Raw genomic sequence first — 25,726 nt, 5'->3', positions numbered from 1 at the left:
TCATTCGTGCGGAGCCGGATGGATGAAAGGCCAGGGGCTTGCCTCCGAGCCCTTTTCGACCTGAACTTCGATCAGAACGGGCTCATCGAGTGAGAGCGCTTTCTCCAGTATGTCTCTCAACTCCCCGGGGCTCGTCGCCTTGAAAGATCGGATGCCGAAGCTCTCGCCGAGGGCGACGAAATCGGGATTGGTCAGATCCGAACCGAGAGTGCGGCCTTTGTAGGTCTGCTTCTGGTCGCGCAGCACATTGCCGTAGGCGGAATTGTTGAAGACGATGGCGACGACGGCGATCTTGTGCTGGACGGCAGTGGCAAGTTCCTGGACGCCGAACATGAAGCCGCCATCGCCCGAAACGGAGACCACAGCTTTATCGGGATGGGCGACTTTCACGCCCAAGGCCGTATTGAAGCCGAAACCGAGATTGTCCTGGTAGCCGCATGTCACGTATTGGCGAGGGCCATAGGTCGGGAAGGCAAAGCGGGCGGTAAAGCCCATCTGACTGATTTCCTCGACGAAGAAGCCGTCTCTCGGCAGGGCTTCGCGAATGGCTTTGAGATAGCCAAGCTGTGGCTGCACCGCCGAAAAACGAGACCTTGCCTCTTCATTGAGTTCGGCAAATTCACGCGCGCGATCCTCACGGCTGGAACCGCCCAGCGCATCGATCAGCGCCTGCGTTCCATCCCTGGCGTCCGAGACGATGCCGACATCAGGCTTGAGCCGGACCATTTCGGTTGGATCGATATCGATGCGAATGATCTTGAGCCCCTCGGGCAGCCACTTCCAGCGCATGAACTGCAATTCGAGCCGGCTGCCGATCCCGATCAGCACGTCGACCTTCTTCCAATATTCATAGGCGGCTACGAAATTCAAATAGTTCGGATGGTCGTCAGGCACGATGCCCTTGCCTGAGCGATGCGATGTCACCGGCGCCTGCAGCAGTTCCGCAAGCCCGGCGATCTCCGCTCCGGCATCCGCCGCGCCGCCGCCGACCATGATCATCGGATTGCTGGCGCCTGATATCAGCGCCGCCGCGGCAGCGATCTGATCGGGATTGACTGCCGGATGAGGCGCTCTCGCGCCAACGGGAACGTCGATTTCAGGGGCGGACTGTCCGAACACGTCCCAAGGGGCTTCGACCGCTCCCGGCCCCTGACGGCCGGAGAGCATCTTGGCGACGACCCCGGCCATAACGGAACCGGCCTCGGACTGGTGGTTAATGCGCTCGGCCATCTTGGTAATCCCGCGCATTGTCGCGAGTTGATCCGGCAGTTCGTGCAGCTGTCCTCTGCCTCGGCCGATCAGATGCGACATGATGTTGCCGGTGATGCAGAGCACTGGCGCGTTGGCGCCGTAAGCGGTGCAGAGGGCCGCGCCCGAATTGAGGACGCCCGGGCCGGGGACGACGGTATAGGCGCCGATCCGGCCGGTGGACTTGGCATAGCCGTAAGCCATGTAGGCCGCGCCCTGTTCATGCCGGGTGTGAATGAACCGGATCTTATCGCCGGCGTCATAAAGCGCGTCGTTGAAATCATACATATGGGCGCCGGGGATGCCGAAGATCGTGTCGATCCCATGGGCGACCAGCGAACGGGTGATCGCCTGGCCGGTCGTTTCTTTCCTGCTCATTCGGAGGCTCCAACGATGTGTTCGGTTATGATTTCAGGCAGCCTTCGGCCCGGAGCGCGGCGACGATGACACCGGCATCGGCGGGCTGCATGCCGGCGAGATTCATGCGCCCGGAATCCGCCATGTAGATGCCATGGTTTGCCCTAAGCGCGACCGCCGTTTCATTGCGCATGGAGAGATTTGAGAACAGGCCGCGTTGCCGGCTGATGAAGGAAAGGTCGGGCGATGCAGCTGCCAGCGCTGCGCGATTGCCGTTGATACGTTCGCACATCCCGTCGAGTTCAGCGTGCCACATCGCCGTCATTTCGGGGCTTTCGAGAATGGTTCTGACAACGGCGGCGCCATGATCCGGCGGCATGGACCAGTTGACGCGGGCAAGCGCCGCCATGTTGCTTTCCGCCTTTCTGACGTCATCGGCATTGCGGGCCATGACATAGAGCGCGCCGACGCGTTCGCGATAGAGGCCGAAGTTCTTGTCGCAGGAATAGGCGATCAGCGCTTCCTCGACCGCGTCGAGGATCATGCGCGTCGGCGCGGCATCCTGTTCGAGACCATCGCCCAGCCCCTGATAGGCAAGATCGATGAAGGGCACGAGCCTGCGCGCAACGAGGAGATCGGTAATCTCTCGCCACTGCTCCATGGTGAAATCGATGCCGGTCGGATTATGGCAGCAACCATGAAGCAGCACGACGTCGCCTTCCCTGGCGGATGACAAAGCGGAGACGACGCTTTCGAACGTCACCTGCTGTGACGTCAGGTCGACGAAGGCATATTCCTTTACGTCCAAGCGTGCCGAAGCGAAGATCGGCGTATGATTAGGCCAGCTCGGCGTTCCCAAGAGAACCTTTGCCGAGGGGTTTGCCGTTTGGATGAGTTCCGCGCCGAGACGGAGCGCGCCGCTGCCGCCCGGCGTTTGAATGCCGGCGAGCCGTTGGGCGAATTTCGGCGAGTTGCCGAAGATGATCGGCTCAAGCAGGCGCACGAATTGCAGATCACCCTCGGGGCCGAGATATTTCTTGCTGTCCTGCGTCTCCAGGAGAAACTGCTCCGCCGCCTTGACGGCCCGCATAACGGGCGTGCGTCCCATGGCGTCGCGATAGACGCCGACGCCGAGGTCGATCTTTCCGGGACGATCGTCGGCCTGGAAGGCCTTGATGAGTGCGAGCAGGCTATCGGCCGGCCGACTGTTCAGTTGGTCAAACACTGTCACCTCCAGTTCCACGTCAGTTGCCGAAGATTAGCGGAACTATCGCGACGAATTTCTGCGATTATTCTCCTGTTTAGACGCAATTGTGCAGATAATCTGCCCGGTATCGGTATAATGCGCAGAAACTCACCGCATTCGGGGCCGATGATCATGCTTGACCCATTTGATATCAAACTGCTCGCCGCTCTCCAGCAGAACAGCGAGCTGACGCAGGGCGAACTCTCTCAGAAGGTCAATCTCTCGGCGACTCAATGCGCCCGCCGTTTGGAAAGGCTGCGCAACGAGCAATATATTCAGAGCGTCGTCGCCATCCTCAATCCGGTGAAGCTAGGCTTCACCGTCGTTGCCCATACGCTTGTCAGCCTGCGAGCGCATACGGAAGGCGGAAACGAGAGGCTGCATCGTTTCATCGAGACTGCGCCGGAGATCCTGGAATGTTATTCGCAGACGGGTGACGCCGACTTTCTGATGAAGGTCATGACGCGCGACCTCGACCATCTTAGCCAGTTTCTCGAAAGAATGATCCGGGTCACCGACAATCTGGCATCGGTCAAATCGAGCATCGTCCTCAAGACGATCAAAAAGACGACCGCTTTGCCGCTGCAGATCGTGACCTGAGGGCAGCTCCAGCCGCTCTCACTTGATATAGTGGATGTGCGGGCGCGAATGATAGGGGGAGGCTTCGATGCGGGCCTCGACCGAAAAGACCTCGCGCAGCAGCGTCTCGCTCAACACCTCCTCAGGCGCGCCGGAGGCGACGATCCTGCCCTGCTGCATAATGATGAGTTGATCGCAGAACATGGCGGCATGGTTGAGATCGTGCAGGGCGACGATGCTGGTGATCGGCAGGCCGGAGACGAGCCGCATCAGGCCGATCTGGTGCTGGATGTCGAGATGATTTGTCGGTTCGTCGAGGATCAATTCCTGCGGCGACTGAGCAAGCGCCCTGGCGATGTGGGTGCGCTGTTTTTCGCCGCCCGACAGACTCTGCCAGCGCTCGTCGCGCTTTTCCGCCATGCCGGCGCGCGCGAGCGCGGCCTCGACAGCCTCTTCGTCGGCTCTCGTCCAGCCCGAAAACATAGACCGGTGCGGGAATCTCCCGAGCTTGACGACGTCGACGACCTTGAGATTGGCGTTCGTCGTCGCGTGCTGCTCGACGAAGGCGATGCGCCGGGCGATCGAGCGGCGGCTGATCGTGCCGATATCGCTCCGGTCGAGCGTGACGCGGCCGGAATGCGGCCGCTTCAGGCCGGCAAGAAGCCGCAGCAGCGAGGTCTTGCCGGAGCCGTTCGGCCCAAGCAGACCGAGCATCCGGCCGGGCTGCGCCTCCATGGAAACGCCGTCCAGAATGGTCTTCCTGCCAATTTTCCAGGTGAGGTTGTCGGCCTTGATGCTCATGACGCGCGCTGGAACCGGTAGAGAATGATCGAGAAGAAGGGCACGCCCACCAGCGCCGTGACGACGCCGATCGGCAGGATCTGGTTGGGAATGAGGGCGCGCGCGGCGATATCGGCGAGCACCATGAAGATCGCTCCTGATATGGCGCAGGCCGGCAGCAGGCGGATATGAAGCGGCCCGACGACGAAACGGGCGACATGCGGCACGACCAGGCCGACGAAGCCGATCGAGCCGACCATGCTGACGATCGTCGCCGTCATCATCGCGGTCAGCGCAAAGAGCGCCATTCTGGCGCGGCCGACATTGACGCCGAGCGAGGATGCCGCCTCATCGCCGAAAGCGAAGGCGTCGAGCACGCGGGCGTAAAGCAGACAGGCGGCGAGGCCGAAGCCGACGACGATCGAGACCAGCGCGAATTCCGGCCAGCGCACGCCGCTGAAGCTGCCGAGCAGCCAGAACATGACATCGCGGGCCTGCTGCGCATTGGCCGAGGTGGTGACGATATAGGAGGTCGAGGCGTTGAAGAGCTGCGATGCGGCGACACCGGCAAGGATGGTGCGGTCCGCGCCGCCACGGGTGCCGTTCGACAGCAGCGCCACGAAGAAGAAGGCCGCAAAGGCGCCGGCAAAGGCCCCTGCGGAAAGCGATACAGCGCCGGCACCGACGCCCAAGATGACGATCGTGACGGCACCGGTGGAGGCGCCGGCCGAGATGCCGAGCACATAGGGTTCGGCGAGCGGATTGCGCAGCAGCGACTGCATGATGGCGCCTGATAGCGCCAGTCCCGCGCCGCAGAAGGCGGCGACGAGCGCGCGGCTGAGCCGATAATCCCAGATGACGGTCTCATGGATGCGGTTCAGCTCGACCGCAGTCCAGCCGAGCCGGTTGGTGACGGCCGAGAAGGTGGTCGCAAGCGGGATCGGCAGGTCGCCGATCCCGACGCTGACGCCGATGGCGACAGCGATGAGGCAGAGGGAAACCAGGAGCAGTACGGTGACCGCTCCCAGCTGTCGGAAGAGACGGCCTTCGTCGGTCACTTCAGGAGACCGAGGGCCTTCAGCTGCTCGGCAACCTGCTCGGCGCCGTAGATCGTGCGGATGGTCGGGTTCATCGCCTGGCCGTCCATTACGACGAGCGCCTTGTTCTTGACGGCCGGGATCTGGCTGACGGCCGGATCGGTGTTCAGGAAGTTGATCTTGGCCTCGGGCTTGTCGAGCTCCCAGCGGTTGCGGTCGAGGCTGGCAACGACGATGACGTCGGGATTGGCGGCGATGATGCCTTCCCAGCCGACGGTCGGCCATTCCGCATCCGCGGTGATCGCATTATGGCCGCCAAGCAGGTCGGCGATGAAGCCGGAGGCGCTGTTCTTGCCGCCGACATAGGCGTCGGCCGACGGGCTGGGGCTGGAGAACCAGAAGACGTAGGACAGGTTCTGGCCGTCCTTGACAACGCTGCCGCGTAGCTTGGCTTCACGCGCCTTGAAATCGGCAATCAGCGCCTGGCCGCGATCGACGACATCGAAAATCTGAGATAGTTCGTCGATCTCCTTGTAGAGGAGATCCATGTTCCACAGCTCGCCGCGGCTGCCATACTGATCCTTGACGTCCTTGGTGCTGAGGCAGGTGCTCGGCGAGAGATAAGTTGAAACGCCAACCTTGTCGAAATCTTCGCGCTTGGCGATCTTGCTGTTCGGGCCGACGAGGCTCGGCAGAGCCACCGCCACGAAATCGGGATTTTCGGCGAGCATGGATTCAAAGGTCGGCATCTCCACAGTCAGGAGCTTGACCTTGGCATTGGCTTCGGCAAGCTGCGGCAGGACCTTGCTCGGCCAGAAGGCCGTGCCGACCATCTTGTCCTGAAGGCCGAGCAGCAGCAGGATTTCCGCACTGTTCTGGCCAAGCCCGATCGCCCGCTCGGGCGCCTTCTTGAACGTGACCTGTATGCCGCAGTTCTCGAGGGTCAATGGGTAGGCCGTCGACCCCGCGTAACATGGGGGTGCGGCAAGACCGATCAGGGCGGAGAGGCCACATGCGGCAAGAAGTGATTTGAAGCTGGTCACGTAAATATCCCGGTGCGTAAGTATCTGCGGTCGCCCTATAGCCATAGGATCGGCTCGGAAACAAGACCAAATTTATCAACTTATCGCAGAAATCGTCAGAACGGGACATTGCCAGCGCGATGGAGAGCGCTTGGGCCTTCACCCTATCCGTTTTCGAGAAACTCCCGGATGGCCTGCGAGAGTGCTGCCGGATTCTCCTCGGCCACATGGTGTCCACTGTCTATGCCGAAGCCGCGCACGTCCCTAGCCCAGTTGCGCCAGATCGCGACTGGATCGCCATAGATCTGCTCCATATCGTCGCGCAGCGACCAGAGGCAGAGCATCGGGCAGATTATTTTGCGGCCGGCGGCGCGGTCATCACCGTCGTGCAGATGGTCGATGCTGAGGCTGGCGCGGTAATCCTCGATCATCCCGTGGATGACGTGAGGATCGTGGATGACGTCGATGAGATCTTCATAGGCTTGGGGGCCCATTAGCGCGGGCGAAAGTTTGTCGTACCACGCGAGGGGATCGGCGGAGATCGCCCGCTCCGGTCTTTCCTTCTGGGCGAAGAAGAACCAGTGGTACCAGTCCCGCGCAAATTTCCAGTCGGCACGTTCGAGATGTTCGATGACGGGAATGGCGTCGACAATGACGAGTTTCCTTACGCGATCTGGATGGTCCATTGCCATGCGGAAGGCAGTGAGGCTCCCGCGGTCATGGCCGACCACCGCGAAGTTCTCGTGACCCAGTCGCCGCATCAGCTCGATGAGCGCTTCGGCCTTAGCTCGCTTGGAAGAATTTCTGCTGTCGGAAGCATCGCCGGGCTGATAGGAGCGGCCGAAGCCGGGGAGATCGGGGCAGACGACCGTGTGATCGGGTGAAAGCAGGTCCGCCACCTTGCCCCAGGTCATATGTGTCCTGGGGTGGCCGTGAAGCAGAAGAACGGCGGGTCCTGAGCCGCCGCGGCGGACGCGAAGCGATCCCGGCCCGACATCGACCGCCTCGAGAGAAAAGCCTTCAAACACGCTTAGCTCAGCTTTCCAACGAGCTTGGCATAGTCCGAAAATGTCGCCCCTTCGCCCTTCCTGCCGGCTTCGCCGGCAAGCTGCAGCACGCGAATCGGAAACAGGATCGCCGCGAGGTTGGCGCCGGACAACTCATGGTCGTCATCTTCCTGGATCGCCTTTTGAGCCTTCGCGAGCGCGGCATCGATTTCCCCGCGTGTGAGCAATTCCTTCTCGACGATTGCGTCGCAAATCGAGGCCATCGCCATGATCAAGCCTTTGAGCTGCAGATTGGCAGTATTCATGAGAACCCCCAATGGTAGGAAAGGATGCCTAGTCCGGCTCGACCGGCCGAATTGTGTCGACTGATACAGTTCCGTCAAGAATGCCGCGCTTGAGATCGCGCCTATTCCGGTCGATCTCGATCACAGTATAGAGCTTATCGTCGCGGAAGGCGCTGGCGTTTGCCGTCGTGACGTCTTCGGCCGGTGCCGCGTCCACCTCCATGAAATCGAGTTCGCGTGCGGCGGCGACGATCCTGGCGTCGCCCGGCGTCAAGGCGGCAACCACGACGGTGCCGTGGTTCGGGGCATTACCCCATCTCGGATCGTCGATTTTGGCAATCGGCTCCAGCCGATAGATGTTGAGCATTGCTCCGCCGGCTTCCGGCGCCGCCTCCGCTGCAGCATCCTGCATCTGCGCCTGGCTCTCGACCGATCTTCCGAAGGTGGTGGCGCTGGTCGCGTTGTTGATCTCGTCTTTGCCTGTTCTTGAGACGTTCGACATGTCGCTCTCCTTGTCAGGACGGAAACGACGGCCGGCCGGAAACTGTTCCAGCGCAGGCAAAGTTTGCTGGCTCGACGTGGGTCGAGACCGGCGCTGCAACCCAGCGGCACACCCATACACTTTTTCCAGTCGTGCACTAATTACTTTCGTTCGAACAGGGGGGATTCCGTGAGCACGCAAACCGGTGAATTTTCGCGCGACGACGCTGCGGCCGAGAGCCTCAACGGGCACGACCACAAAAGCATGGGGTTCGACGATGCCAGCGCCCTTTTAGAGGTGCTGGTTGCGGTCAGACGCGGCGACTTTTCCGTGCGCATGCGCTCCGACCTGACCGGGGTTACCGGCAAGGTCGCCGATGCGCTGAACGACATCATCGCCGCCAATCAACGTATGGCCCAGCAGCTCGAACATGTCGGCCAGGTCGTCGGCCGGGACGGGCGGACGAGCACGCGCGTGCGCTTCGGCCTGTCGGATGGTTCATGGTCGGAAATGGAAGGCTCGATCAACGGCCTGATCGACGACCTCCTCTGGCCGACGACGGCGGTGACGCGCACGATCACCGCGGTCGCCAAGGGTGATCTGCTGCAGACCGTGCCGCTCGATGTCGACGGGCGGGCGCTCAAAGGCGAATTCCTGCGCTCGGCCGACATCGTCAACACGATGATCAAGCAGCTCAGCGTCTTCACCTCCGAGGTGACGCGCGTCGCCCGCGAAGTCGGGACCGACGGAAAGCTCGGCGGACAGGCGCAGGTGCCCGAGGTGACGGGCGTCTGGAAGGACCTGACCGAAAGCGTCAACTCAATGGCGTCGAACCTGACGGCGCAGGTGCGCAATATCGCGGAAGTGACGATCGCGGTTGCGAACGGCGACCTTTCCAAGAAGATCACCGTCGACGTGCGCGGCGAAATCCTGCAGCTGAAGGAGGCGATCAATACCATGGTCGACCAGTTGCGCTCCTTCGCCTCCGAAGTGACGCGCGTCGCCCGCGAAGTCGGCACCGAAGGCAAGCTCGGCGGGCAGGCATTGGTGCCCGGCGTCGCCGGCACCTGGAAAGACCTGACCGATAGCGTCAACGCCATGTGCGGCAATCTCACGGCGCAGGTGCGCAACATCGCGCAGGTGACGACGGCGGTTGCGCGCGGCGACCTGTCGCGCAAGATCACTGTCGACGTCTCGGGCGAAATCCTCGAACTCAAGGAAACCATCAATACGATGGTCGATCAGTTGAACGGCTTTGCCGGCGAAGTGACGCGTGTGGCGCGCGAAGTCGGCACCGAGGGCCGCCTCGGCGGCCAGGCGCAGGTGCCAGGTGTGGCCGGCACCTGGAAGGACCTGACCGACAACGTCAATTCGATGGCGTCGAACCTGACGGCACAGGTACGCAACATCGCCGAAGTCTCCACGGCCATCGCCAATGGCGACCTGTCGAAGAAGATCACGGTGACGGTGTCGGGCGAAATCCTCGAGCTGAAGGAGACCATCAACACGATGGTCGACCAGCTGAACGCCTTCGCCTCGGAAGTAACGCGTGTGGCCCGCGAAGTCGGCACGGAAGGCCGGCTCGGCGGTCAGGCGAACGTACGTGGCGTCGCCGGCACCTGGAAGGATCTGACCGAAAACGTCAACTCGATGGGCGGCAACCTGACGGCGCAGGTGCGGAACATCGCGGAGGTTTCGACTGCGATCGCCAATGGCGACCTGTCGAAGAAGATCACCGTCGACGTGAAGGGGGAAATTCTCGAACTCAAGGAAACTATCAATACGATGGTCGACCAGTTGAACGCCTTCGCTTCGGAAGTGACGCGTGTGGCGCGTGAGGTCGGCACGGAAGGCCGGCTCGGCGGTCAGGCCAACGTGCGCGGCGTCGCCGGCACCTGGAAGGATTTGACCGACAGCGTCAATTCCATGGCGTCCAACCTGACCGGCCAGGTGCGCAACATCGCCGAAGTCGCGACTGCCGTCGCCCAGGGCGACCTTTCCAAGAAGATCACCGTGCCGGTGTCGGGCGAAATCCTCGAACTCAAAGAAACCATCAATACGATGGTCGACCAATTGAACGGCTTCGCCGGCGAAGTGACGCGCGTGGCGCGCGAGGTCGGCACGGAAGGCCGGCTCGGCGGCCAGGCCAACGTGCTCGGTGTGGCCGGCACCTGGAAGGACCTGACCGACAGCGTCAATTCCATGGCCGGCAACCTGACTGCGCAGGTGCGCAACATCGCCGAAGTCTCGACCGCGATCGCCAATGGCGACCTGTCGAAGAAGATCACGGTATCGGTTTCGGGCGAAATCCTCGAGCTCAAGGAAACGCTGAACACCATGGTGGATCAGCTGAACCGCTTCGCATCGGAAGTCACCCGTGTTGCCCGCGAAGTCGGCACCGAGGGCAAGCTCGGTGGTCAGGCGCAGGTGCCGGGCGTCGCCGGCACCTGGAAGGACCTCACCGAAAACGTCAACTCGATGGCCTCGAACCTGACAGGCCAGGTGCGCAACATCGCCGAAGTCACCACCGCGGTGGCGCGCGGTGACCTCTCGCGCAAGATCACCGTCGACGTGAAGGGCGAAATCCTCGAACTGAAGAACACCATCAACACGATGGTGGACCAGCTCAACGCCTTCGCCGGCGAAGTGACGCGCGTTGCCCGCGAAGTCGGCACCGAAGGCAAGCTCGGCGGCCAGGCCCAGGTTTCCGGTGTCGCCGGCACCTGGAAGGACCTGACCGACAGTGTCAACTCCATGGCCGGCAATCTGACGGCGCAGGTGCGCAATATCGCCGAGGTGGCGACCGCGATCGCCAATGGCGACCTGTCGCGCAAGATCACCGTCGACGTGCGCGGCGAGATCCTGCTCCTGAAGGATACGCTGAACACCATGGTCGACCAGCTTCGCTCCTTCGCCGGCGAAGTAACCCGTGTGGCGCGCGAAGTCGGTACCGACGGCCGGCTCGGCGGCCAGGCCGTCGTTCCCGGTGTCGCCGGCACGTGGAAGGACCTGACCGACAACGTCAACCTGCTCGCCGCCAACCTCACGACCCAGGTTCGCAATATCGCCGAAGTGACGACGGCGGTGGCGCGTGGCGACCTCTCGCGCAAGATCACCGTCGACGTGAAGGGCGAAATCCTTGAACTGAAGAACACCATCAACACCATGGTCGATCAGCTCAACGCGTTTGCCGGCGAGGTGACGCGTGTGGCTCGCGAAGTCGGCACCGAAGGCAAGCTGGGCGGCCAGGCGCAGGTGCCCGGTGTCGCCGGCACCTGGAAGGATCTGACTGACACCGTCAACGTCATGGCCGCCAACTTGACCGAACAGGTGCGCGGTATCGTCAAGGTGGTGACGGCGGTGGCGAACGGCGACCTCAAGCAGAACCTCACCGTCGCCTCCAAGGGCGAGGTGGCAGCCCTTGCCGAAACCATCAACAACATGACCAATACGCTCGCGACCTTCGCCGACCAGGTGACCACAGTGGCGCGCGAGGTCGGCGTCGAGGGCCGCCTCGGCGGCCAGGCGAATGTGCCCGGTACCGCGGGAACGTGGAAGGACCTGACCGGCAACGTCAACCTGCTTGCCGCCAACCTGACGACCCAGGTGCGCGCCATCGCCGAGGTCGCCACCGCCGTCACCAAGGGCGACCTGACGCGCTCGATCAAGGTCGATGCGCGCGGCGAAGTGGCCGAGCTCAAGGACAACATCAACACGATGATCGACAACCTGCGCCTGACGACGGAGCGCAACACCGAGCAGGATTGGCTGAAGACCAATCTGGCGCGCTTTACCAACATGCTGCAGGGCCAACGCGATCTGACGCTGGTCGGCAAGATGCTGCTGTCGGAGCTGGCGCCGCTGGTCGGCGCACATCAGGGCGTGATCTACCAGGTCGATGCCGACGAGAGCCAGCCATTCCTGTCGCTGCTCTCCGTCTATGCGCAAGGGGTCCAGGCGGCGCATCCGCCGCGGCTCGACTTCGGCCAGGGCCTCGTCGGCCAGTGCGCGAGCGATGCCCGCCGCATCCTGGTCACCGATCTGCCCGAGAACGTCGTCCCGATCAGCTCCGGCGTGTTCACCACGCTGCCCAGAAGTGCCATCGTGCTGCCGGTGCATTTCGAGGGCCAGGTGAAGGCGGTGATCGAGCTTGCCTCTGCCGGCGAATTCACCGAGTTGCAGCTCTCCTTCCTCGACCAGCTGACCACGTCGATCGGTATCGTGCTCAACTCGATCGAAGCGACGATGCAGACCGAAGGCCTTCTCAAGCAATCGCAGCAGCTCGCCGCTGAACTGCAGACACAGCAGCGCGAGCTGCAGCAGACCAACGAGCAGCTCGGCCAGAAGGCGCAGCAGCTCGAGGAACGCAACGTCGAAGTCGAGGCGAAGAACCAGGAAATCGAGCAGGCGCGGCGCGCGCTCGAGGAAAAGGCCACCGAGCTTGCGCTAACCTCGAAATACAAATCCGAGTTCCTCGCCAACATGTCGCACGAGCTGCGCACGCCTTTGAACTCGATCCTCATCCTCGGCCAGCAGCTCGGGGAAAACCCGGACGGCAACCTGTCGGCCAAGCAGGTCGAGTTCGCAAAGACGATCCACGGCGCCGGCACTGATCTGCTCAATCTCATCAGCGACATTCTCGATCTGTCGAAGATCGAGTCCGGCACGGTCTCGGTCGATGCCGAGGAGATCTTCGTCAGCAACCTGCTTGAAGTGATGGCGCGGCCGTTCCGGCACGAGGCTGAAAACCGCAACCTCTCCTTCGCAGTCGAAGTCGGCGCCGACGTCACGAAGAGTATCATCACGGACTCGAAGCGGCTGCAGCAGATCCTCAAGAACCTGCTCTCTAACGCTTTCAAGTTCACCGCGCAGGGCGGCGTCACGCTTCGCGTTGCATCAGTGACAAGCGGCTGGTCGCCGGAGCATCCTTCGCTGCGGCACGCGCCCTCCGTCATCGCCTTCGAAGTGGTCGATACTGGCATCGGCATACCGCCCGAAAAGCAGCGCATCATCTTCGAGGCGTTCCAGCAGGCCGATGCCTCGACCAGCCGCAAGTATGGCGGCACCGGCCTGGGGCTGGCGATCAGCCGCGAACTGGCAAACCTGCTCGGCGGCGAGATCCAGCTGCGCAGCGCGCCGGGTGTCGGCAGCACCTTCGTGCTTTACCTGCCGCTCACCTATGTCGGCGCCGGCGCGGTGGCGCCGAAGTCCACTCCGGCAGCGGCGAACGTCGTCGAGTTCGCCGAGGCGGCTGCCCGTCGGGCTGAGAAACCGGTCGAAAATGTCGCGGACGACCGTCACCGGATCGAGCCCGGCGACTCCGTGCTGCTCATCGTCGAAGACGATGCGCATTATGCCCGCGTCCTCGTCGATCTCGCCCGCGACAACGGTTTCAAGGTACTGGTGGCGATGCGCGGCAGCGATGCCCTGACGCTGGCGCAGGAATACAAGCCGTCGGCGATTTCGCTCGATATTTTCCTGCCAGACATGCTCGGCTGGACGGTGCTGAGCCAGCTCAAGCAGAACCCGCAGACGCGGCACATTCCGGTGCAGATCATCAGCCTCGACGAGGACCGCCAGCATGGGCTGACCCGCGGCGCCTTTGCCTTCATGAGCAAGCCGACGACGCCGGAAGGACTCGGCAGGGCGCTGTCGCGGCTGAAGGCCTATGCTGAGCCGCGCCGCAAGCAGCTGCTGCTGGTGGAAGACAACGAAGCCGAGCGCATGAGCGTCACCGCTCTTCTTGGCCACGACGACATCGACATAACCAGCGTCGGCTCCGGATCGGAGGCGCTCGCCGTTCTCCGGCAAGGCTCTGCCGATTGTGTCGTGCTCGACCTCACGCTCCCTGACATGTCGGGCTTCGAAGTGCTGGAGCAGATCCGCGATGACGCCGAGATCGCCGAAGTGCCGGTGGTCGTCTTCACCGGCCGGGAGCTTTCGCCTGAGGAAGATGCGACACTGCACAGCATGGCTCGCAGCGTCGTGGTGAAGGGCGTGGAGTCGCCCGAACGCCTGCTCGACGAGACGGCGCTTTTCCTGCATCGGGTGGTTGCCGACCTGCCGGCCGCAAAGCAAGCGACGCTGCAGGAATTGCACAGCTCGGACGAGGATCTTGTCGGCGAGACCGTGCTGCTCGTCGACGATGATGCCCGCAACATCTTTGCGCTGAGCAGCGTTCTCGAACGCCGGGGGATGAGGGTGCTGACCGCGACGACGGGCAGCGAGGCGATCGACGTCATCAACACAGAGCCCTCGGTGGCGATCGTGCTGATGGACATCATGATGCCCGGGATGGACGGCTATGAGACGATGCAGGTCATCCGTTCTGAGCCCCGCTTCCGGCGGCTGCCGATCCTGGCACTGACGGCCAAGGCGATGAAGGGTGACAGGGAGAAATGCCTGGAGGCGGGTGCGTCGGATTACCTGGCGAAGCCCGTCAACACCGAGCAGCTCCTGTCGGCTCTGCGCATGTGGTTGCACCGCTGAGGATCCGGCCATGAACCCCGTCAACATCCTCCTCGTCGACGACCAGCCCGCGAAGCTCCTGAGCTACGAAGTCATTCTCGAAGAGCTCGAGGAAAACCTCATCAAGGCTCAATCCGCCCGCGAAGCCTTCGAGCACCTGCTGCGCAGCGAGATCGCCGTGATCCTCGTCGACGTCTGCATGCCGGAACAGGACGGATTTGAGCTCGTCGGCATGATCCGGCAGCACCCGCGCTATCAGAATACGCCGATCATCTTCGTCTCCGCCGTTATGCTGGCCGAGCCTGACCGGCTGCGCGGCTATGCGGTCGGCGCCGTCGACTACGTCTCCGTCCCGATCGTGCCCGAAGTGCTGAGGGCCAAGGTCAGGGTCTTTGCCGATCTCTACCGGAAGACGCGGGAACTCGAACGTCTAAATGCCGAACTGGAGGCGAGGGTGCACCAGCGCACCGCCGAGCTCGAAGCGTCGGCGGCGCAGTTGCGCCAGCTGAACGAGGAGCTCGAGCACCGCATCGACCAAAGGACGCGCGAGCGTGAGGAGGCGCTGGCGCAGCTCTTCGAGGCGCAGAAGCTCGATACGATCGGCCACCTGACAGGCGGCGTGGCGCACGATTTCAACAATCTTCTCATGGCGGTGCTCGGCAGCCTCAGTCTGCTGAAGAAGCGGCTTCCGGCGGATGAGCGAAGCGAACGCCTGGTGACGAACGCCATCCAGGCGGCCGAACGCGGTACGGCGCTCACCCAGCGCCTCCTTGCCTTCGCGCGCCGACAGGAGCTGAAGCCGCAGGCGGTCGACTTTCTCCGGCTGTTCGAAAACGTCGAGGATCTGCTCGCCAAGGCGGTCGGACCGCGGGTCGAGATCCGCAAGCGCATCCCAGCGGATCTGGAGCCACTGCTGGTGGACAGCAATCAGCTGGAACTGGCGCTCCTCAACCTCTTCGTCAATGCGCGGGATGCGCTCGAAAGCGGCGGTGCAGTGACCGTCGCGGCTGCGGCGGAGGAGGTCCGGCCGGCTGGTCTTGCAGGCGGGAATTACATCAAGATATCGGTCTCGGATGACGGCGAAGGGATGGACGAAGCGACGGTTCTGCGCGCCGCCGAGCCATTCTTCACCACGAAGGGGATCGGCAAGGGCACCGGGCTCGGCCTGTCGATGGTGCACGGCCTGGCAGCGCAATCGGGCGGTTCGATCCAGATTTCGAGCACGAGAGGTAAGGGCACGACCGTCTCGCTCTGGCTGCCGGTCGCGCAGAGCATTGCCAAGGCGCAGCCGGCGGTCGTGCCTGCGGCCGTGGAACCCCTGAAATCGGTCTCGCGATCGCTTGCCATCCTCGTCGTCGACGACGATGCGCTCGTCAGGACTGGGACCGTGGCAATGCTGGAGGATCTCGGACACCTGCCGCGGGAGGCGGCTTCCGCTACCCAGGCCCTGGAATTCCTCGCCGGCGGACAGAAGTGTGATCTCGTCATCACCGATCATGCCATGCCGGGCATGACCGGCGCCGAGCTCGCGCGCCACCTTCGTTCAGCCTTCCCCAACCTGCCCGTGATCCTCGCCTCAGGCTATGTCGAGCTTGCCGAGGATCAGGGGCTCGGCCGGATGCTCAGGATGGCGAAGCCGTTCACGCAAGAGCAGCTGCAAGCGGCCATGGACGAGGCGCTGAGGAACAAGGTCGCGGCAGCGTGATGGACGAAGCGAGTGGCAGGCTCGGCCGAACGTTGGGCTGAGACTGAAGCGGCGGTGGGGCCGCCTTTTTATTTGCCTCGCTCCCAAGCGATGATGAGAAAGTACGAGAAGCTATCAATCTTATTATCTTTGGGGTTTATCGCCAAAGCCGCCTCTTCGAAATTTGTCGAACCGCTCAAGGTGTACACAGTCTTACATCTGCCGAGACTGTCCACCGACGGATCGCAAAATTTTAGAAGGCGATTTTCGATATGCAACTCTTCATTGATGATCTTGCCAATGTCCAGCAAGATTTCCTTTGCATGGGGATCTGGATCTTTCATGTATGAAGAGCCGTCAAGTTTAAGAGTCTTTGCAATCCTTAAGGTTCGCCTGCTCCCATCGCATTCAAATATCAGTGCGGCATCCGGCGAGCTTTTGCCGAAGGCTGGACATTCACCTTCAATGGATCCTAGAGACCGTATCGAAAAACCTTCAGGTAAATTCGGTGCCTGCATTCCGGTGAAAAGTAAAATAGACGTAAGGCCCAGAATATATTTCACGGCATCACCTTCGCTCCATTGTGCCCCGTTTCTGCTCTTGACTATTGACCGTCACGATCGCCGTCAGTTTCCTGTGTCACGTTATCAAAACTGATATCATCCATGCGAGCACCGTCGGGCCCTGCTCGACAGACGCGAGTCCCACGCTGGCGGAGTGACTCGCCGCTTCCCTCATCCGGCTTGCAGACGAAACTTTTTGCTGCCGTGCAAGTTACCCAGTTCCCGTTCGTTATCAAAGGCTGTCCCTTGACCAAAATGACGTTTGGCCCCGCATTCAGCGAAGACGGCATTCTGTTCCGAATCTGGGCTCCTCTGCATGACTGCGTGTTATTGAGGATCGAAGGCGCGGACCTGCGTCCGATGCAGGCGGACGACGATGGCTGGCATCGCTGCGTGGTCGCGGAAGCCGGCGTCGGCACGCGCTACCGTTTCGTGCTGCCGGATGGTCTCGGGGTTCCCGATCCCGCCTCACGGTTCCAGCCTGAGGATGTGCATGGCCCGAGCGAGGTGGTCGATCTTTCTGCCTACCGCTGGAAGACCACTGCCTGGAGGGGCCGGCCCTGGGAGGAGATGATCATTTACGAACTGCATATCGGCTGCTTCACAGCGCAGGGAACTTTCAGGGCCGTGATCGAGCGTCTCGACCATCTGCGGGAACTGGGCGTGACGGCGCTGCAGATCATGCCGGTCGCTGAATTCCCGGGCCGCTATAGCTGGGGCTATGACGGCGTGCTTCCCTATGCACCCGACAGCAGCTACGGCCGGCCGGAAGATTTGATGGAGCTGGTAGATGGGGCGCATGAGCGCGGCATCTCGGTCTTCCTCGACGCGGTCTACAATCACTTCGGACCGGAGGGAAATTATATCCCGTCCTACGCGCCGCTCTTTACCGATCATCACAAGACGCCCTGGGGCCGCGGCGTCAATTATGACGGCGACGGCTCCGAGATGATCCGCGAATTCATCATCGAGAACGCCATCTATTGGATCACCGAGTTCCGACTCGATGGTTTTCGCTTCGATGCCGTCCATGCGATCAAGGACGACAGCAGGGAGCATCTTCTGCATGCGCTCGCCCGTCGTGTCAGGGCAGCGGCCGGTGACCGGCAAGTTCACCTGATCGTTGAGAACGAGGAGAACGACAGCGACCTGCTGCAGCGCGATGAGAGCGGCGCGGCGCGGCTGTTCACCGCCCAGTGGAACGACGACCTGCACCATGTGCTGCATATCGCTGCGACCGGAGAGACCTTCGGCTATTATGCCGACTACGCCGGTGATGCCGATAAGCTCGGCCGCGCGCTGGCGGAAGGTTTCGTGTTTCAGGGCGAGCATATGCCCTACCGCGGTGGGAGCCGAGGCAGGCCGAGCGGCCATCTGCCGCCCACCGCCTTCGTGTCCTTTATCCAGAATCATGACCAGATCGGCAACCGGGCGCTGGGGGACCGGATTATGGCTTCGAGCCCGACGGATGCCGTCAAGGCTGTCACATCGATCTACCTGCTGGCACCTGAGATACCGATGCTGTTCATGGGTGAGGAATGGGGTGCGCGAGAGCCTTTTCCGTTTTTCTGCGATTTCGACGAGGGCCTGAACGAGAAGGTCAGGAAGGGCCGGCGCGAGGAGCTTTCGCGCCTGCCGGGTTTCGACTCTGACGAGCTTCTAGATCCGACGGCGCCGTCGACCTTTGCGGCCGCCAAGCTCGACTGGTCGAAACGTACCTCATCGGAAATGCTTGAATTCTACAGGATGCTTCTCGACCTCCGGCATCGACGGATCGTACCCCTGCTGAAAGGCGCCGGCGGCGGAAATGGGGTCTATCGCTCGGCAGGTGCAACGCTCGCGGTGGATTGGGCCCTGGCCGGCGACCGGCGCCTTCATCTGCATGCCAATCTCGGCGGCGAGGCGGCGCCGCCTCTCTCGCGGCATGACGAAGGCGAAACGATCTTCCGCCTGGGTGGCAGCGACGGAGGCCGACTGGCGCCCTGGACGGTGATCTGGAGCATCTCGAAAGGTGAGGGCCTGACATGAAGGCGATCGGACGATGAAATCCGCCGAACTCGACAGGCTCGCCCGGCAATACGGGATCAGCCCGACCAGGCCCAGTCCCGACGATCGCGAGGTGGCGATTTCCGCCGACACCAAACGCAAGATACTCTCGGCATTGGAAGTTGAACTGTCGGCACCCACCGATCGCGAGACGAAGGGACCGCGACGGGAGCAGCAGCCGGAGCGGGCGGATAAGACGATCCCTAAGTCGTTTCTGCCGGACTTCCTCTTCAAGACACGCATCTGGGGGATTAGCCTGCAGCTTTACGAACTGCGTTCGGCACGAAACTGGGGCATCGGAGATTTCGGGGATCTGTCCGATGTGGCCGACCTGGCGGGGAAGCTTGGCGCTGATTTCATCGGCCTCAATCCGCTTCACGCACCATTTCTTGCCGATCCCGATCGCTGCAGCCCCTATGAACCTTCAAGCCGTCAGCATCTCAACCCGCTCTATATCGCGGTCGATCGATTGCCAGGTTTTGTCAGTAGTGTCGAACTCGAACGGCAACTGGAGGGACTTCGTCAGAGCGACCTCGTCGATTATGCCGGAGTTGCGAGGGCCAAGCTTGGAACTCTGCGGGACCTCTGGCGCGCCTGGCCGCAGGCAGGTGCAACCGATGAAACCTACGATCCGGTTGATTTCGATGCCTTCGTCACGCGAGGCGGTAACAGCTTGCGGCGCCATGCGCTCTTTGAATGTCTTTCGCTTTCTATAGCGGAACGCGGGGCAGGCGCCGGTTGGCAGGCATGGCCCGCAGATTTCCGGCGCTCTGACAGCGCCGCCGTCGCTGAATTCGAGCGTGGGCATGCGGACGAGGTCTGCTTCCATATGTGGCTGCAGTGGCTCGCCCACCGGCAGTTGCTGCAGGTAGCGGACCGAGCGCGCGAAGCCGGCCTGCGGATCGGGCTTTATCTCGATCTCGCCGTAGGTGAGGCGGTCGACGGATCGGCGACATGGAGCGAGCCGGATGTCTATATTTCGAAAGCGACCATCGGCAGCCCTCCCGATCCGTTCGCCATAGAGGGGCAGGACTGGCATCTTGCCGGATATTTGCCTTCCGCGATCGCTGCGGGAGACGGCTCGCCTTACCGGCGCATGGTAAGCGCCGCCATGCGCTATGCCGGTGCGATCCGTATCGATCACGCCCCGGCGCTCCGGCGCCTCTTTCTGGTGCCGCTCGGCAGCAGGCCGGATGGCGGCGCCTATGTCCGCTATCCCCAGCATCGGCTTCTGCAGATCCTGGCCGAGACGTCCACCGAGCATCGATGCCTCGTTATCGGTGAAGCGTTGGGAATGATCCCGCCGGATTTGCCTGACGAGCTCGCGGCGGCGCAGATCCTTTCGTATCGCATTCTCTCCTATGAACAGGACGAGAAAGGCTTCAAGCCGCCGGATGCCTATCCCGTTTTCGGCCTGACCTGCATTTCGACGCACGACCATCAGACGCTTGCCGGCTGGTGGCGTGGCGCCGACATCCAGGATCGCCGCGACCACGGCATCGTGCCGCCCGATCTCACGGCAAAACATCTCCAGCACCGCCGGCGCGAGCGACGAAATCTGAAGGCGGCGCTCCGCGCTGCCGGCATCGACGTGCCGGCTCGTCTCAGTGCAAGGGCAAGCCGGGAGACCTTGAGAGAATTGACCGTCAGCGCCTACCGCTTCATCGCCCGTACTCCGTCGCTTCTCGTCGCGGTTCGGCTTGCCGACCTGACCGACGAGAAAAGGCCCACCAATATTCCTGGCACGAGCGACAGCTACCCTAATTGGAGGCCGAAGTTGTCGCTGTCGTTGGAGGAGCTGGCGTCGATCCCTCTGCTGCATTGCATTGCGGCGGCGATGCGGGAAGAAAGGCCACGGATTCACGCGGCAAGGGAACGATCGGCGAGCAGGCGGATTTCGAATAGAGGACCGCCGAGATGAAAGCCAGAAGACCACTTGTCGAAGTTGCCGCAGAAACCGAGGAAGGACGGGTGCCGCTGGGCATCATGAACGCCAAGCAGGGATTGTCGCTTCCTGACGATCTCGACGTGAAGGTATCGCATCCCGATCATGAGCCGGGTAGCACCGACAATTTCATTCCCAAGGACGAACTGCAGCGGCACCTGGACAAGCCTTAGGATGTCTCGGCTTGTCCGCTCGAGCGTCAGGCGATTTGAGTTTCACATCCCGGAACCTCCATGGGCCTGGCGTGTTTGAATCCATAAATGGAAGGAGAAAACCATGGCACATGCCGACCGGAAGCACATTGGCGCGGGCGCGAAGGGGAAGGGCGACGGAAGCGGCGCGATGACCAATCTCGACGAGGAAAAACTTCCCGAGAACACGGTTCTTTCGAACCGTGACAAGACCCGGCACTCCAAAGCGCGCGGCCTCGACGGCAAGACTGTTCAGACCGAGCAATACTCGGATCACAGCTCCAATCGGAATCCTAAATGAGGACAAGGTTATGAGCAGCAGATTACCCCCCATGCCCGCCGACAACGTCAGCAACAAGGGAGCCGGCAAGCCGGCGCGGACCGAGCCAGAGGATCCTGCGATGGCAGGCGGCAGCGAAAACCCTGAAAAGAAAGGTCAACAAGGAAATACCAAAGTCAACACAACCCATCAGGGTTACCAGCAGGACAGGTAGGAGGCATCGATGTCTACCTCGAAGAAGAGCCCATCGACTATCCGCCAGGGCGGCCCAGGCGCATCCCACGAAAACGCCAAGGCGCCGCTTGAGATACCGAAGCCGGCAGCCGAGCCGGACAGACGTACGCGAAGCAAGGTTTCCGGCGGCGGCGGTGAGCATGATCGCCACCACACCAATGATGCAAGAGAGAAGTGAGGGACAGACCTGGCGGTGGAACCTGATGAGCCCAAGGCACGAGGTCCACCGCTTCACATGATCAACATGACGGAAAACAGACCATGACGACCGCATTCATCCTTGTTGCACTGGCTCTCATCGTCATCTACGCCGGCCCGACATTGCTTTACATCTGCGTCGGTTATGCTGACTACATGATCGAACGGCGGCGACATTTGCTGGCTGTAAAACACGCGGTAAAGCGTCGCAGCGACGAGCTTTAGCTGTCCGGTTGACGGCGGGCCAGGATCATTCACGCTCGGATGCCGACATCTTCGGCCGCTGCGGTGTCACTCGAGTCCGTCGGCTCGTTTGCGCAAGCGAGATTCCAGCTTTCGAAAAGACGTTAGTGGATCGACTGTGCGGCGAGGTCGTCGACATCGGTCTTGCCGTCATTGAAGAGCTGGATGGCGGCGCTGCACAGGATCTGGCTGCCGTGTTCGCTCACCGAGACGCCGAAATGGCGATACCAGCTCATCACAGCCTTCGACAGGCATCTGAAATCCTGCGGTAGTATCGGTCTGTAGAAAATCGCCATGAACGCCCACCACGATTGCCGCTTAATATCGTCGCCCTTCATTTGATGAAGATAATGCCCGCGCTGTTTGTGACCAAGCGGCACTGTTTCCTTGGTGCGTTAGCGCACGGACCAGCTGTTTCGAGCGGCGTGCCGAGCTTCCCTTGCTTCAGGCAAGGACACCGGCAGCAATGGATGGTTCAGCACGTCGAGTGCCGCGTCCGGACCTTCTATGCGTTTCTCCTCGCGCTCTGCGGTGCGGATGAAAACAGGATATTGCCAAACCAGGTGGAAATCGACCTCGATGACGTCAGCCATGATATGATCCAGAATGGTCTTTCGGGCGGCGGCCCTGCCTCGGTCTCGGAACGTCCGGCGCCGGCCCGGGTGACCAAACGCATGGCGGGTCCCCGCGGGGAGCCTTGGTCGGATCGGTGCTTCGTCGTTTATGTGGCATCTCCTTTGCCGGTCGAACGATGCCATGGCACGGTTGTTCCTGTTCGAAGAGGAACTCCCGCCTATTGCCACCGGATTCTGGAACAATGTCCGCCGCGCCTTGTTATTTGTGCGACAGGCGAATGCCGAAGCAGCCGGAGGATTCGATGAGGTCAAGCATGCGGCTTGGGCTGGTTCTGGCCATCGCGCTGACGGGTTGCACGACCAGCGCAGGCAGCTACTCGTCGGCGGGGCTGGCCCCAATTCCAGGCAGCATTACCTATCATGGGCAACCGCGCACAAAGTTGACGAGATCGCCGATCGGTTCATCCTTCCCGCACACCTTTACGGATCAATGGGGGCGGCAAGTCGAGGAGATCTACATCATCCGGCCCGACCGGAGCTTGCTGATCGCCGAGCGCCACTACCGACCGGTTTTTTCGTTCGATGACGACTAGAGAGGAAACCTGATCATGCCGCGCCGCAAGAACACTGTGGGGACTACGCTCGACACCGAGGGAGCCAAGATCGGCGAGCCTGTTCCGAAAGCGATCGTTGATATCAACACCGCCTCTGTCGGGGTCCCCCGCCAGGCCGAGGGCGATTTGCACACAGAATTGAGCGCTCTCAGGCAACAGGTTGACAGGCTGCAGCAACAGGTCATCAGTGCCGGGCGTTCAGCGAAGAGCGGCGCGGGAAAAGCGGTCCGCGAGACCGAGGCTCTGGTGAAACATTATCCGCTCTCGACGGTTGCCCTCATGGCTGGTGTCGCGGGTTTGTTGGTGTTTGCCTCACGTCAGCTCTCCTCACCGCGCCACCGTGAGCCGTCGGCCTTGCGAGATCTCAGGGATTTCTACGACAGGATGCGCGGGCGGATCTGATAAGATTTTAGGATTGCCAGCATCCCGATTCTGCCCGACTCTCTGTCAGGCAAGGAGGGAAAATGCATGCTCGACGTCCTTATACGAAGCGCTCTCGATATTGTCCGGCGCGCGGAGCGCTTGATCGAAGCGGCGAGAGGGCTGCTTGACAGGCATGATCTCGGTGAGGTCGAGAGATATGAACTCCATAATGAGATCGAGCGGCTGAAGGACGCGGTTCTTGCGGTCGAGGAGGCTGTCCGGTCGCTCGCGCGCAGGAGCGAACGCTGGCCGCAGGCTGCTCGTGTCCATGCGTTACAGACGACGTTGCACTAAATGCGTGGCTTTCGCAGACGCTCGTCTCCTCAATAAGTAGCTGTTTTGTAACTGCTTTTTTGGCGCGCAACTGCATGTCACGCCGATGTCACGCGACCATGGAAGCAATATATGCTTGATTGGGCCGCTTAGCGCTTGTGATTTCCGGCCGAGTGCATGGAACGGGGGACGAGGAACAGGGGCGCTGTTATCGTTGGGGCATCGCGATGACTTTGGAAACATCCGGGCAAATATCTGAGCCCGACGAATTTGTATTTCCGGTTCACACCCGGACGATCGCTGAGATACGCTATGATATTCGCAATCATGTTATGACGGTCGTTTATCACGACGGCCGCTCGCGCACGACAACCGGCATACAAGGTCCGGCGATGTTGAGAATCCTTGCTCAGCGCCCGCTGGAGCGTTCCCCGTTTTTGTTGCAGACGGTGATCTGATCGAGAAAGCCGGCACATCCGCCGCTAAATCGTCTTCGTCGTGCATCCATTTCGGAAGAGCTGCGTTCATCCTGATAGCCAGATCATGGAGGGAACGCCGATGACCTTTCCACCGCCAAAAGCCGAGGCTCCCGCTCAGCGCTTCGAAGAAGCGAGCGTTGCTGCACGCGACGCTTTGGAGCGGCTGATTGCAGCCGCCAATGAAGCCGGTTGGGGAACCGAGGAAATCTCGGTTGCATTCCTTGAGGCGGCGCGGTTTTTGACCGAAGCCAATAAAAAGGATCCCGATCCTGCCGACGACCCTGCGATTAGCGATGTGCCAGGCAAGCGGGAGCAGATTGGCCACGGTGAGCTTTTCGATTAGACGTCAATTCACATCCCGCTTAGGGCCAAGTCCACCAATCCTTGCGACCGAACTGCGTATCACGAGGCTTGTGCTGACCCGCAGCCGCTCGACGGCAAGGGGGATCTGTTCGATGCGGGCGACGAGCCGCTCGCCGGCGAGCTTGCCCATCTCGTAAACGCGCTGGTCGACGACGGTGATCGGCGGAACGGTGACGCTTGTCCAATCGGCATCCAGGAAGGAAATCATCGAGATATCGTCGGGAATTGAGAGGCCGAGTGATTGAAGCGACTTGAAGACGCGCAGCCCCACCAGGCTATCTGATGCGAGGATCGCCGTCGGCGGCGATGAATCCGAGAGCAGGCGTTTGATCACGTCGTCCGTCTGCGGTTGGTCCGTCGCGCCGAGCCGCACATAGTGAAGGGGGTTGGGCAAGCCTGCCTCCGTCAGGACGCTCACGAAGCCCTCCACGCGTTCACGCACGGCGGAATTCGATATTCGGGCGACATCGGTGAATCCGCCGTCCTCGGCGTCCATGGCCGAAACATAAGCGAGATGTCGATGTCCTGCCTCGACCATAAACCGGGCGGCGGCGATGGCGGCCTCACGGTCATCGCCGGTCACGGCGTCGACATCGAGCTCCGGGATGCTTCTGTCGAAGAGGACCAGCGGCATGCCGGCGCGGCCGACGTGCCGGAGATGGTCGATGCTGTCGCAGCGGGCGGGCGTCACGATCAAGCCATCGACACGCTTGCCGATCAGGAGGTCGACGGCGGATTTTTCCGCGTCGAGCTTCTCGCCCGAATTGGAAATGATCACGTTGAAGCCGGCGAGCCGCGCCGCATCGCTGATGCCACGCACCGCCAGACTGAAGAAAGCATTTTCGATATCGCCGACGACGATCCCGATGATGCCGGACCGGCCGGTGCTCATGCTGCGCGCAAGTTCGTTCGGCCGGTATTCGAGCGCGGCCGCCGCCGCCATGACCTGATCCTTGATTTTGGCGCTGACGACGCCGTAGCCGCCGAGCACGCGGGCGGCCGTCGCTTTCGACACTCGTGCCGCCTTCGCGACGTCGGCGACGGTGACTGAACGTTTGGGAGCAGCGGAATCTTCCATGCCGCAGGACTACAAGAGTTGTTGACGC

General features: G+C 61.7%; 27 protein-coding genes. 15 read left to right on the top strand and 12 right to left on the bottom strand.

Features of this window, described 5'->3' with window-relative positions; translation table 11 throughout:
• Both B5E41_RS15230 and B5E41_RS15225 read right to left on the bottom strand, forming a co-directional pair.
• The gene (locus B5E41_RS15230) at positions 1–1,626 is read right to left on the bottom strand and encodes a thiamine pyrophosphate-dependent enzyme (RefSeq protein WP_088394873.1); all 1,626 of its coding nucleotides are present in this window, start codon (positions 1,624–1,626) and stop codon (positions 1–3) included.
• A gap of 25 nt (positions 1,627–1,651) precedes the next feature.
• On the bottom strand, positions 1,652–2,830 hold the full coding sequence (locus B5E41_RS15225; RefSeq protein ID WP_088394871.1) for an amino acid aminotransferase: 1,179 nt from the start codon (positions 2,828–2,830) through the stop codon (positions 1,652–1,654).
• A 153-nt stretch (positions 2,831–2,983) separates the two neighbouring features.
• Here B5E41_RS15225 and B5E41_RS15220 point away from each other — a divergent pair, with 153 nt between their 5' ends.
• Positions 2,984–3,451, top strand: a complete 468-nt coding sequence (locus tag B5E41_RS15220; protein WP_020919657.1) for an Lrp/AsnC family transcriptional regulator — start codon at positions 2,984–2,986, stop codon at positions 3,449–3,451.
• Between the two features lie 18 nt (positions 3,452–3,469).
• Here B5E41_RS15220 and B5E41_RS15215 read toward each other — a convergent pair whose 3' ends face one another.
• The 6 genes from B5E41_RS15215 to B5E41_RS15190 form a co-directional block, all read right to left on the bottom strand.
• Positions 3,470–4,231, bottom strand: a complete 762-nt coding sequence (locus B5E41_RS15215; protein WP_088394869.1) for an ABC transporter ATP-binding protein — start codon at positions 4,229–4,231, stop codon at positions 3,470–3,472.
• Positions 4,228–5,268, bottom strand: a complete 1,041-nt coding sequence (locus B5E41_RS15210) for a FecCD family ABC transporter permease (protein WP_088394867.1) — start codon at positions 5,266–5,268, stop codon at positions 4,228–4,230. The genes B5E41_RS15215 and B5E41_RS15210 overlap by 4 nt, the downstream gene beginning before the upstream one ends.
• Positions 5,265–6,290, bottom strand: a complete 1,026-nt coding sequence (locus B5E41_RS15205) for an ABC transporter substrate-binding protein (RefSeq protein ID WP_088394865.1) — start codon at positions 6,288–6,290, stop codon at positions 5,265–5,267. Before B5E41_RS15205 ends, B5E41_RS15210 begins: the two co-directional genes overlap by 4 nt.
• Before the next feature lie 143 nt (positions 6,291–6,433).
• Positions 6,434–7,297, bottom strand: a complete 864-nt coding sequence (locus B5E41_RS15200; RefSeq protein ID WP_088394863.1) for an alpha/beta fold hydrolase — start codon at positions 7,295–7,297, stop codon at positions 6,434–6,436.
• A gap of 2 nt (positions 7,298–7,299) precedes the next feature.
• Positions 7,300–7,581: a hypothetical protein gene (locus tag B5E41_RS15195; RefSeq protein ID WP_011428574.1), complete on the bottom strand. Its 282-nt coding sequence runs from the start codon at positions 7,579–7,581 to the stop codon at positions 7,300–7,302.
• 28 nt (positions 7,582–7,609) lie between these two features.
• Positions 7,610–8,062 carry a hypothetical protein gene (locus B5E41_RS15190; RefSeq protein WP_088394861.1) on the bottom strand — a complete coding sequence of 151 codons (453 nt, stop codon included), beginning with the start codon at positions 8,060–8,062 and terminating at the stop codon, positions 7,610–7,612.
• Between the two features lie 168 nt (positions 8,063–8,230).
• Between B5E41_RS15190 and B5E41_RS15185 the strand changes: the two genes are divergently transcribed.
• Together B5E41_RS15185 and B5E41_RS15180 are read left to right on the top strand one after the other, a co-directional pair.
• Positions 8,231–14,530, top strand: a complete 6,300-nt coding sequence (locus tag B5E41_RS15185) for a HAMP domain-containing protein (protein ID WP_088394859.1) — start codon at positions 8,231–8,233, stop codon at positions 14,528–14,530.
• Between the two features lie 10 nt (positions 14,531–14,540).
• Complete coding sequence (locus B5E41_RS15180) at positions 14,541–16,214, top strand: response regulator (protein WP_064812638.1); 1,674 nt, start codon at positions 14,541–14,543, stop codon at positions 16,212–16,214.
• A gap of 68 nt (positions 16,215–16,282) precedes the next feature.
• On the opposite strand, the gene B5E41_RS31310 is transcribed toward B5E41_RS15180, so the two are convergent.
• The gene (locus B5E41_RS31310; RefSeq protein WP_141098770.1) at positions 16,283–16,756 is read right to left on the bottom strand and encodes a hypothetical protein; all 474 of its coding nucleotides are present in this window, start codon (positions 16,754–16,756) and stop codon (positions 16,283–16,285) included.
• Positions 16,757–17,011: 255 nt separating this feature from the next.
• Between B5E41_RS31310 and treZ the strand changes: the two genes are divergently transcribed.
• The 7 genes from treZ to B5E41_RS31715 all read left to right on the top strand — a co-directional run bounded on the left by treZ (position 17,012) and on the right by B5E41_RS31715 (position 21,875).
• On the top strand, positions 17,012–18,784 hold the full coding sequence (gene treZ, locus B5E41_RS15170) for a malto-oligosyltrehalose trehalohydrolase (RefSeq protein ID WP_088394857.1): 1,773 nt from the start codon (positions 17,012–17,014) through the stop codon (positions 18,782–18,784).
• A gap of 13 nt (positions 18,785–18,797) precedes the next feature.
• Positions 18,798–20,723 (top strand): 4-alpha-glucanotransferase, encoded by a 1,926-nt coding sequence (gene malQ / locus B5E41_RS15165; RefSeq protein WP_088394855.1) that lies wholly within the window; start codon positions 18,798–18,800, stop codon positions 20,721–20,723.
• Positions 20,720–20,920: a hypothetical protein gene (locus B5E41_RS15160; RefSeq protein WP_088394853.1), complete on the top strand. Its 201-nt coding sequence runs from the start codon at positions 20,720–20,722 to the stop codon at positions 20,918–20,920. Before malQ ends, B5E41_RS15160 begins: the two co-directional genes overlap by 4 nt.
• A gap of 103 nt (positions 20,921–21,023) precedes the next feature.
• Positions 21,024–21,239: a hypothetical protein gene (locus B5E41_RS15155; RefSeq protein WP_088394851.1), complete on the top strand. Its 216-nt coding sequence runs from the start codon at positions 21,024–21,026 to the stop codon at positions 21,237–21,239.
• 10 nt (positions 21,240–21,249) lie between these two features.
• Entirely contained in the window at positions 21,250–21,432 is a 183-nt protein-coding gene (locus tag B5E41_RS15150) for a hypothetical protein (RefSeq protein ID WP_088394849.1), read from the top strand.
• A 9-nt stretch (positions 21,433–21,441) separates the two neighbouring features.
• The gene (locus tag B5E41_RS15145) at positions 21,442–21,630 is read left to right on the top strand and encodes a hypothetical protein (protein ID WP_088394847.1); all 189 of its coding nucleotides are present in this window, start codon (positions 21,442–21,444) and stop codon (positions 21,628–21,630) included.
• Positions 21,631–21,713: 83 nt separating this feature from the next.
• Positions 21,714–21,875, top strand: coding sequence for a hypothetical protein (locus B5E41_RS31715; RefSeq protein WP_164517833.1), 162 nt, complete (start codon positions 21,714–21,716; stop codon positions 21,873–21,875).
• A gap of 122 nt (positions 21,876–21,997) precedes the next feature.
• On the opposite strand, the gene B5E41_RS31710 is transcribed toward B5E41_RS31715, so the two are convergent.
• On the bottom strand, positions 21,998–22,189 hold the full coding sequence (locus tag B5E41_RS31710; RefSeq protein WP_176439399.1) for a hypothetical protein: 192 nt from the start codon (positions 22,187–22,189) through the stop codon (positions 21,998–22,000).
• A 99-nt stretch (positions 22,190–22,288) separates the two neighbouring features.
• On the bottom strand, positions 22,289–22,486 hold the full coding sequence (locus B5E41_RS31305) for a hypothetical protein (protein WP_141098769.1): 198 nt from the start codon (positions 22,484–22,486) through the stop codon (positions 22,289–22,291).
• Positions 22,487–22,770: 284 nt separating this feature from the next.
• On the opposite strand from B5E41_RS31305, the gene B5E41_RS15130 reads away from it, so the two are divergent.
• The 5 genes from B5E41_RS15130 (at position 22,771) to B5E41_RS15110 (ending at position 24,600) form a co-directional block, all read left to right on the top strand.
• A complete protein-coding gene (locus tag B5E41_RS15130) occupies positions 22,771–23,061 on the top strand; it encodes a hypothetical protein (protein WP_088394843.1) in 291 nt (96 codons plus the stop codon).
• Positions 23,062–23,076: 15 nt separating this feature from the next.
• A complete protein-coding gene (locus tag B5E41_RS15125; RefSeq protein ID WP_088394841.1) occupies positions 23,077–23,484 on the top strand; it encodes a hypothetical protein in 408 nt (135 codons plus the stop codon).
• A gap of 66 nt (positions 23,485–23,550) precedes the next feature.
• Positions 23,551–23,799 (top strand): hypothetical protein, encoded by a 249-nt coding sequence (locus B5E41_RS15120; RefSeq protein WP_088394839.1) that lies wholly within the window; start codon positions 23,551–23,553, stop codon positions 23,797–23,799.
• A gap of 206 nt (positions 23,800–24,005) precedes the next feature.
• On the top strand, positions 24,006–24,236 hold the full coding sequence (locus B5E41_RS15115) for a hypothetical protein (RefSeq protein ID WP_064812620.1): 231 nt from the start codon (positions 24,006–24,008) through the stop codon (positions 24,234–24,236).
• Positions 24,237–24,336: 100 nt separating this feature from the next.
• Complete coding sequence (locus B5E41_RS15110) at positions 24,337–24,600, top strand: hypothetical protein (protein ID WP_064813197.1); 264 nt, start codon at positions 24,337–24,339, stop codon at positions 24,598–24,600.
• 3 nt (positions 24,601–24,603) lie between these two features.
• Here B5E41_RS15110 and B5E41_RS15105 read toward each other — a convergent pair whose 3' ends face one another.
• A complete protein-coding gene (locus B5E41_RS15105; RefSeq protein WP_088394837.1) occupies positions 24,604–25,698 on the bottom strand; it encodes a LacI family DNA-binding transcriptional regulator in 1,095 nt (364 codons plus the stop codon).
• Between the last annotated feature and the right edge of the window lie 28 nt (positions 25,699–25,726).

The organism is Rhizobium esperanzae (assembly GCF_002204185.1).
GTDB lineage: Bacteria > Pseudomonadota > Alphaproteobacteria > Rhizobiales > Rhizobiaceae > Rhizobium > Rhizobium esperanzae.
Note: the sequence above shows the minus strand (reverse complement) of the source record. Positions and strands in the feature narration are given on the sequence as shown.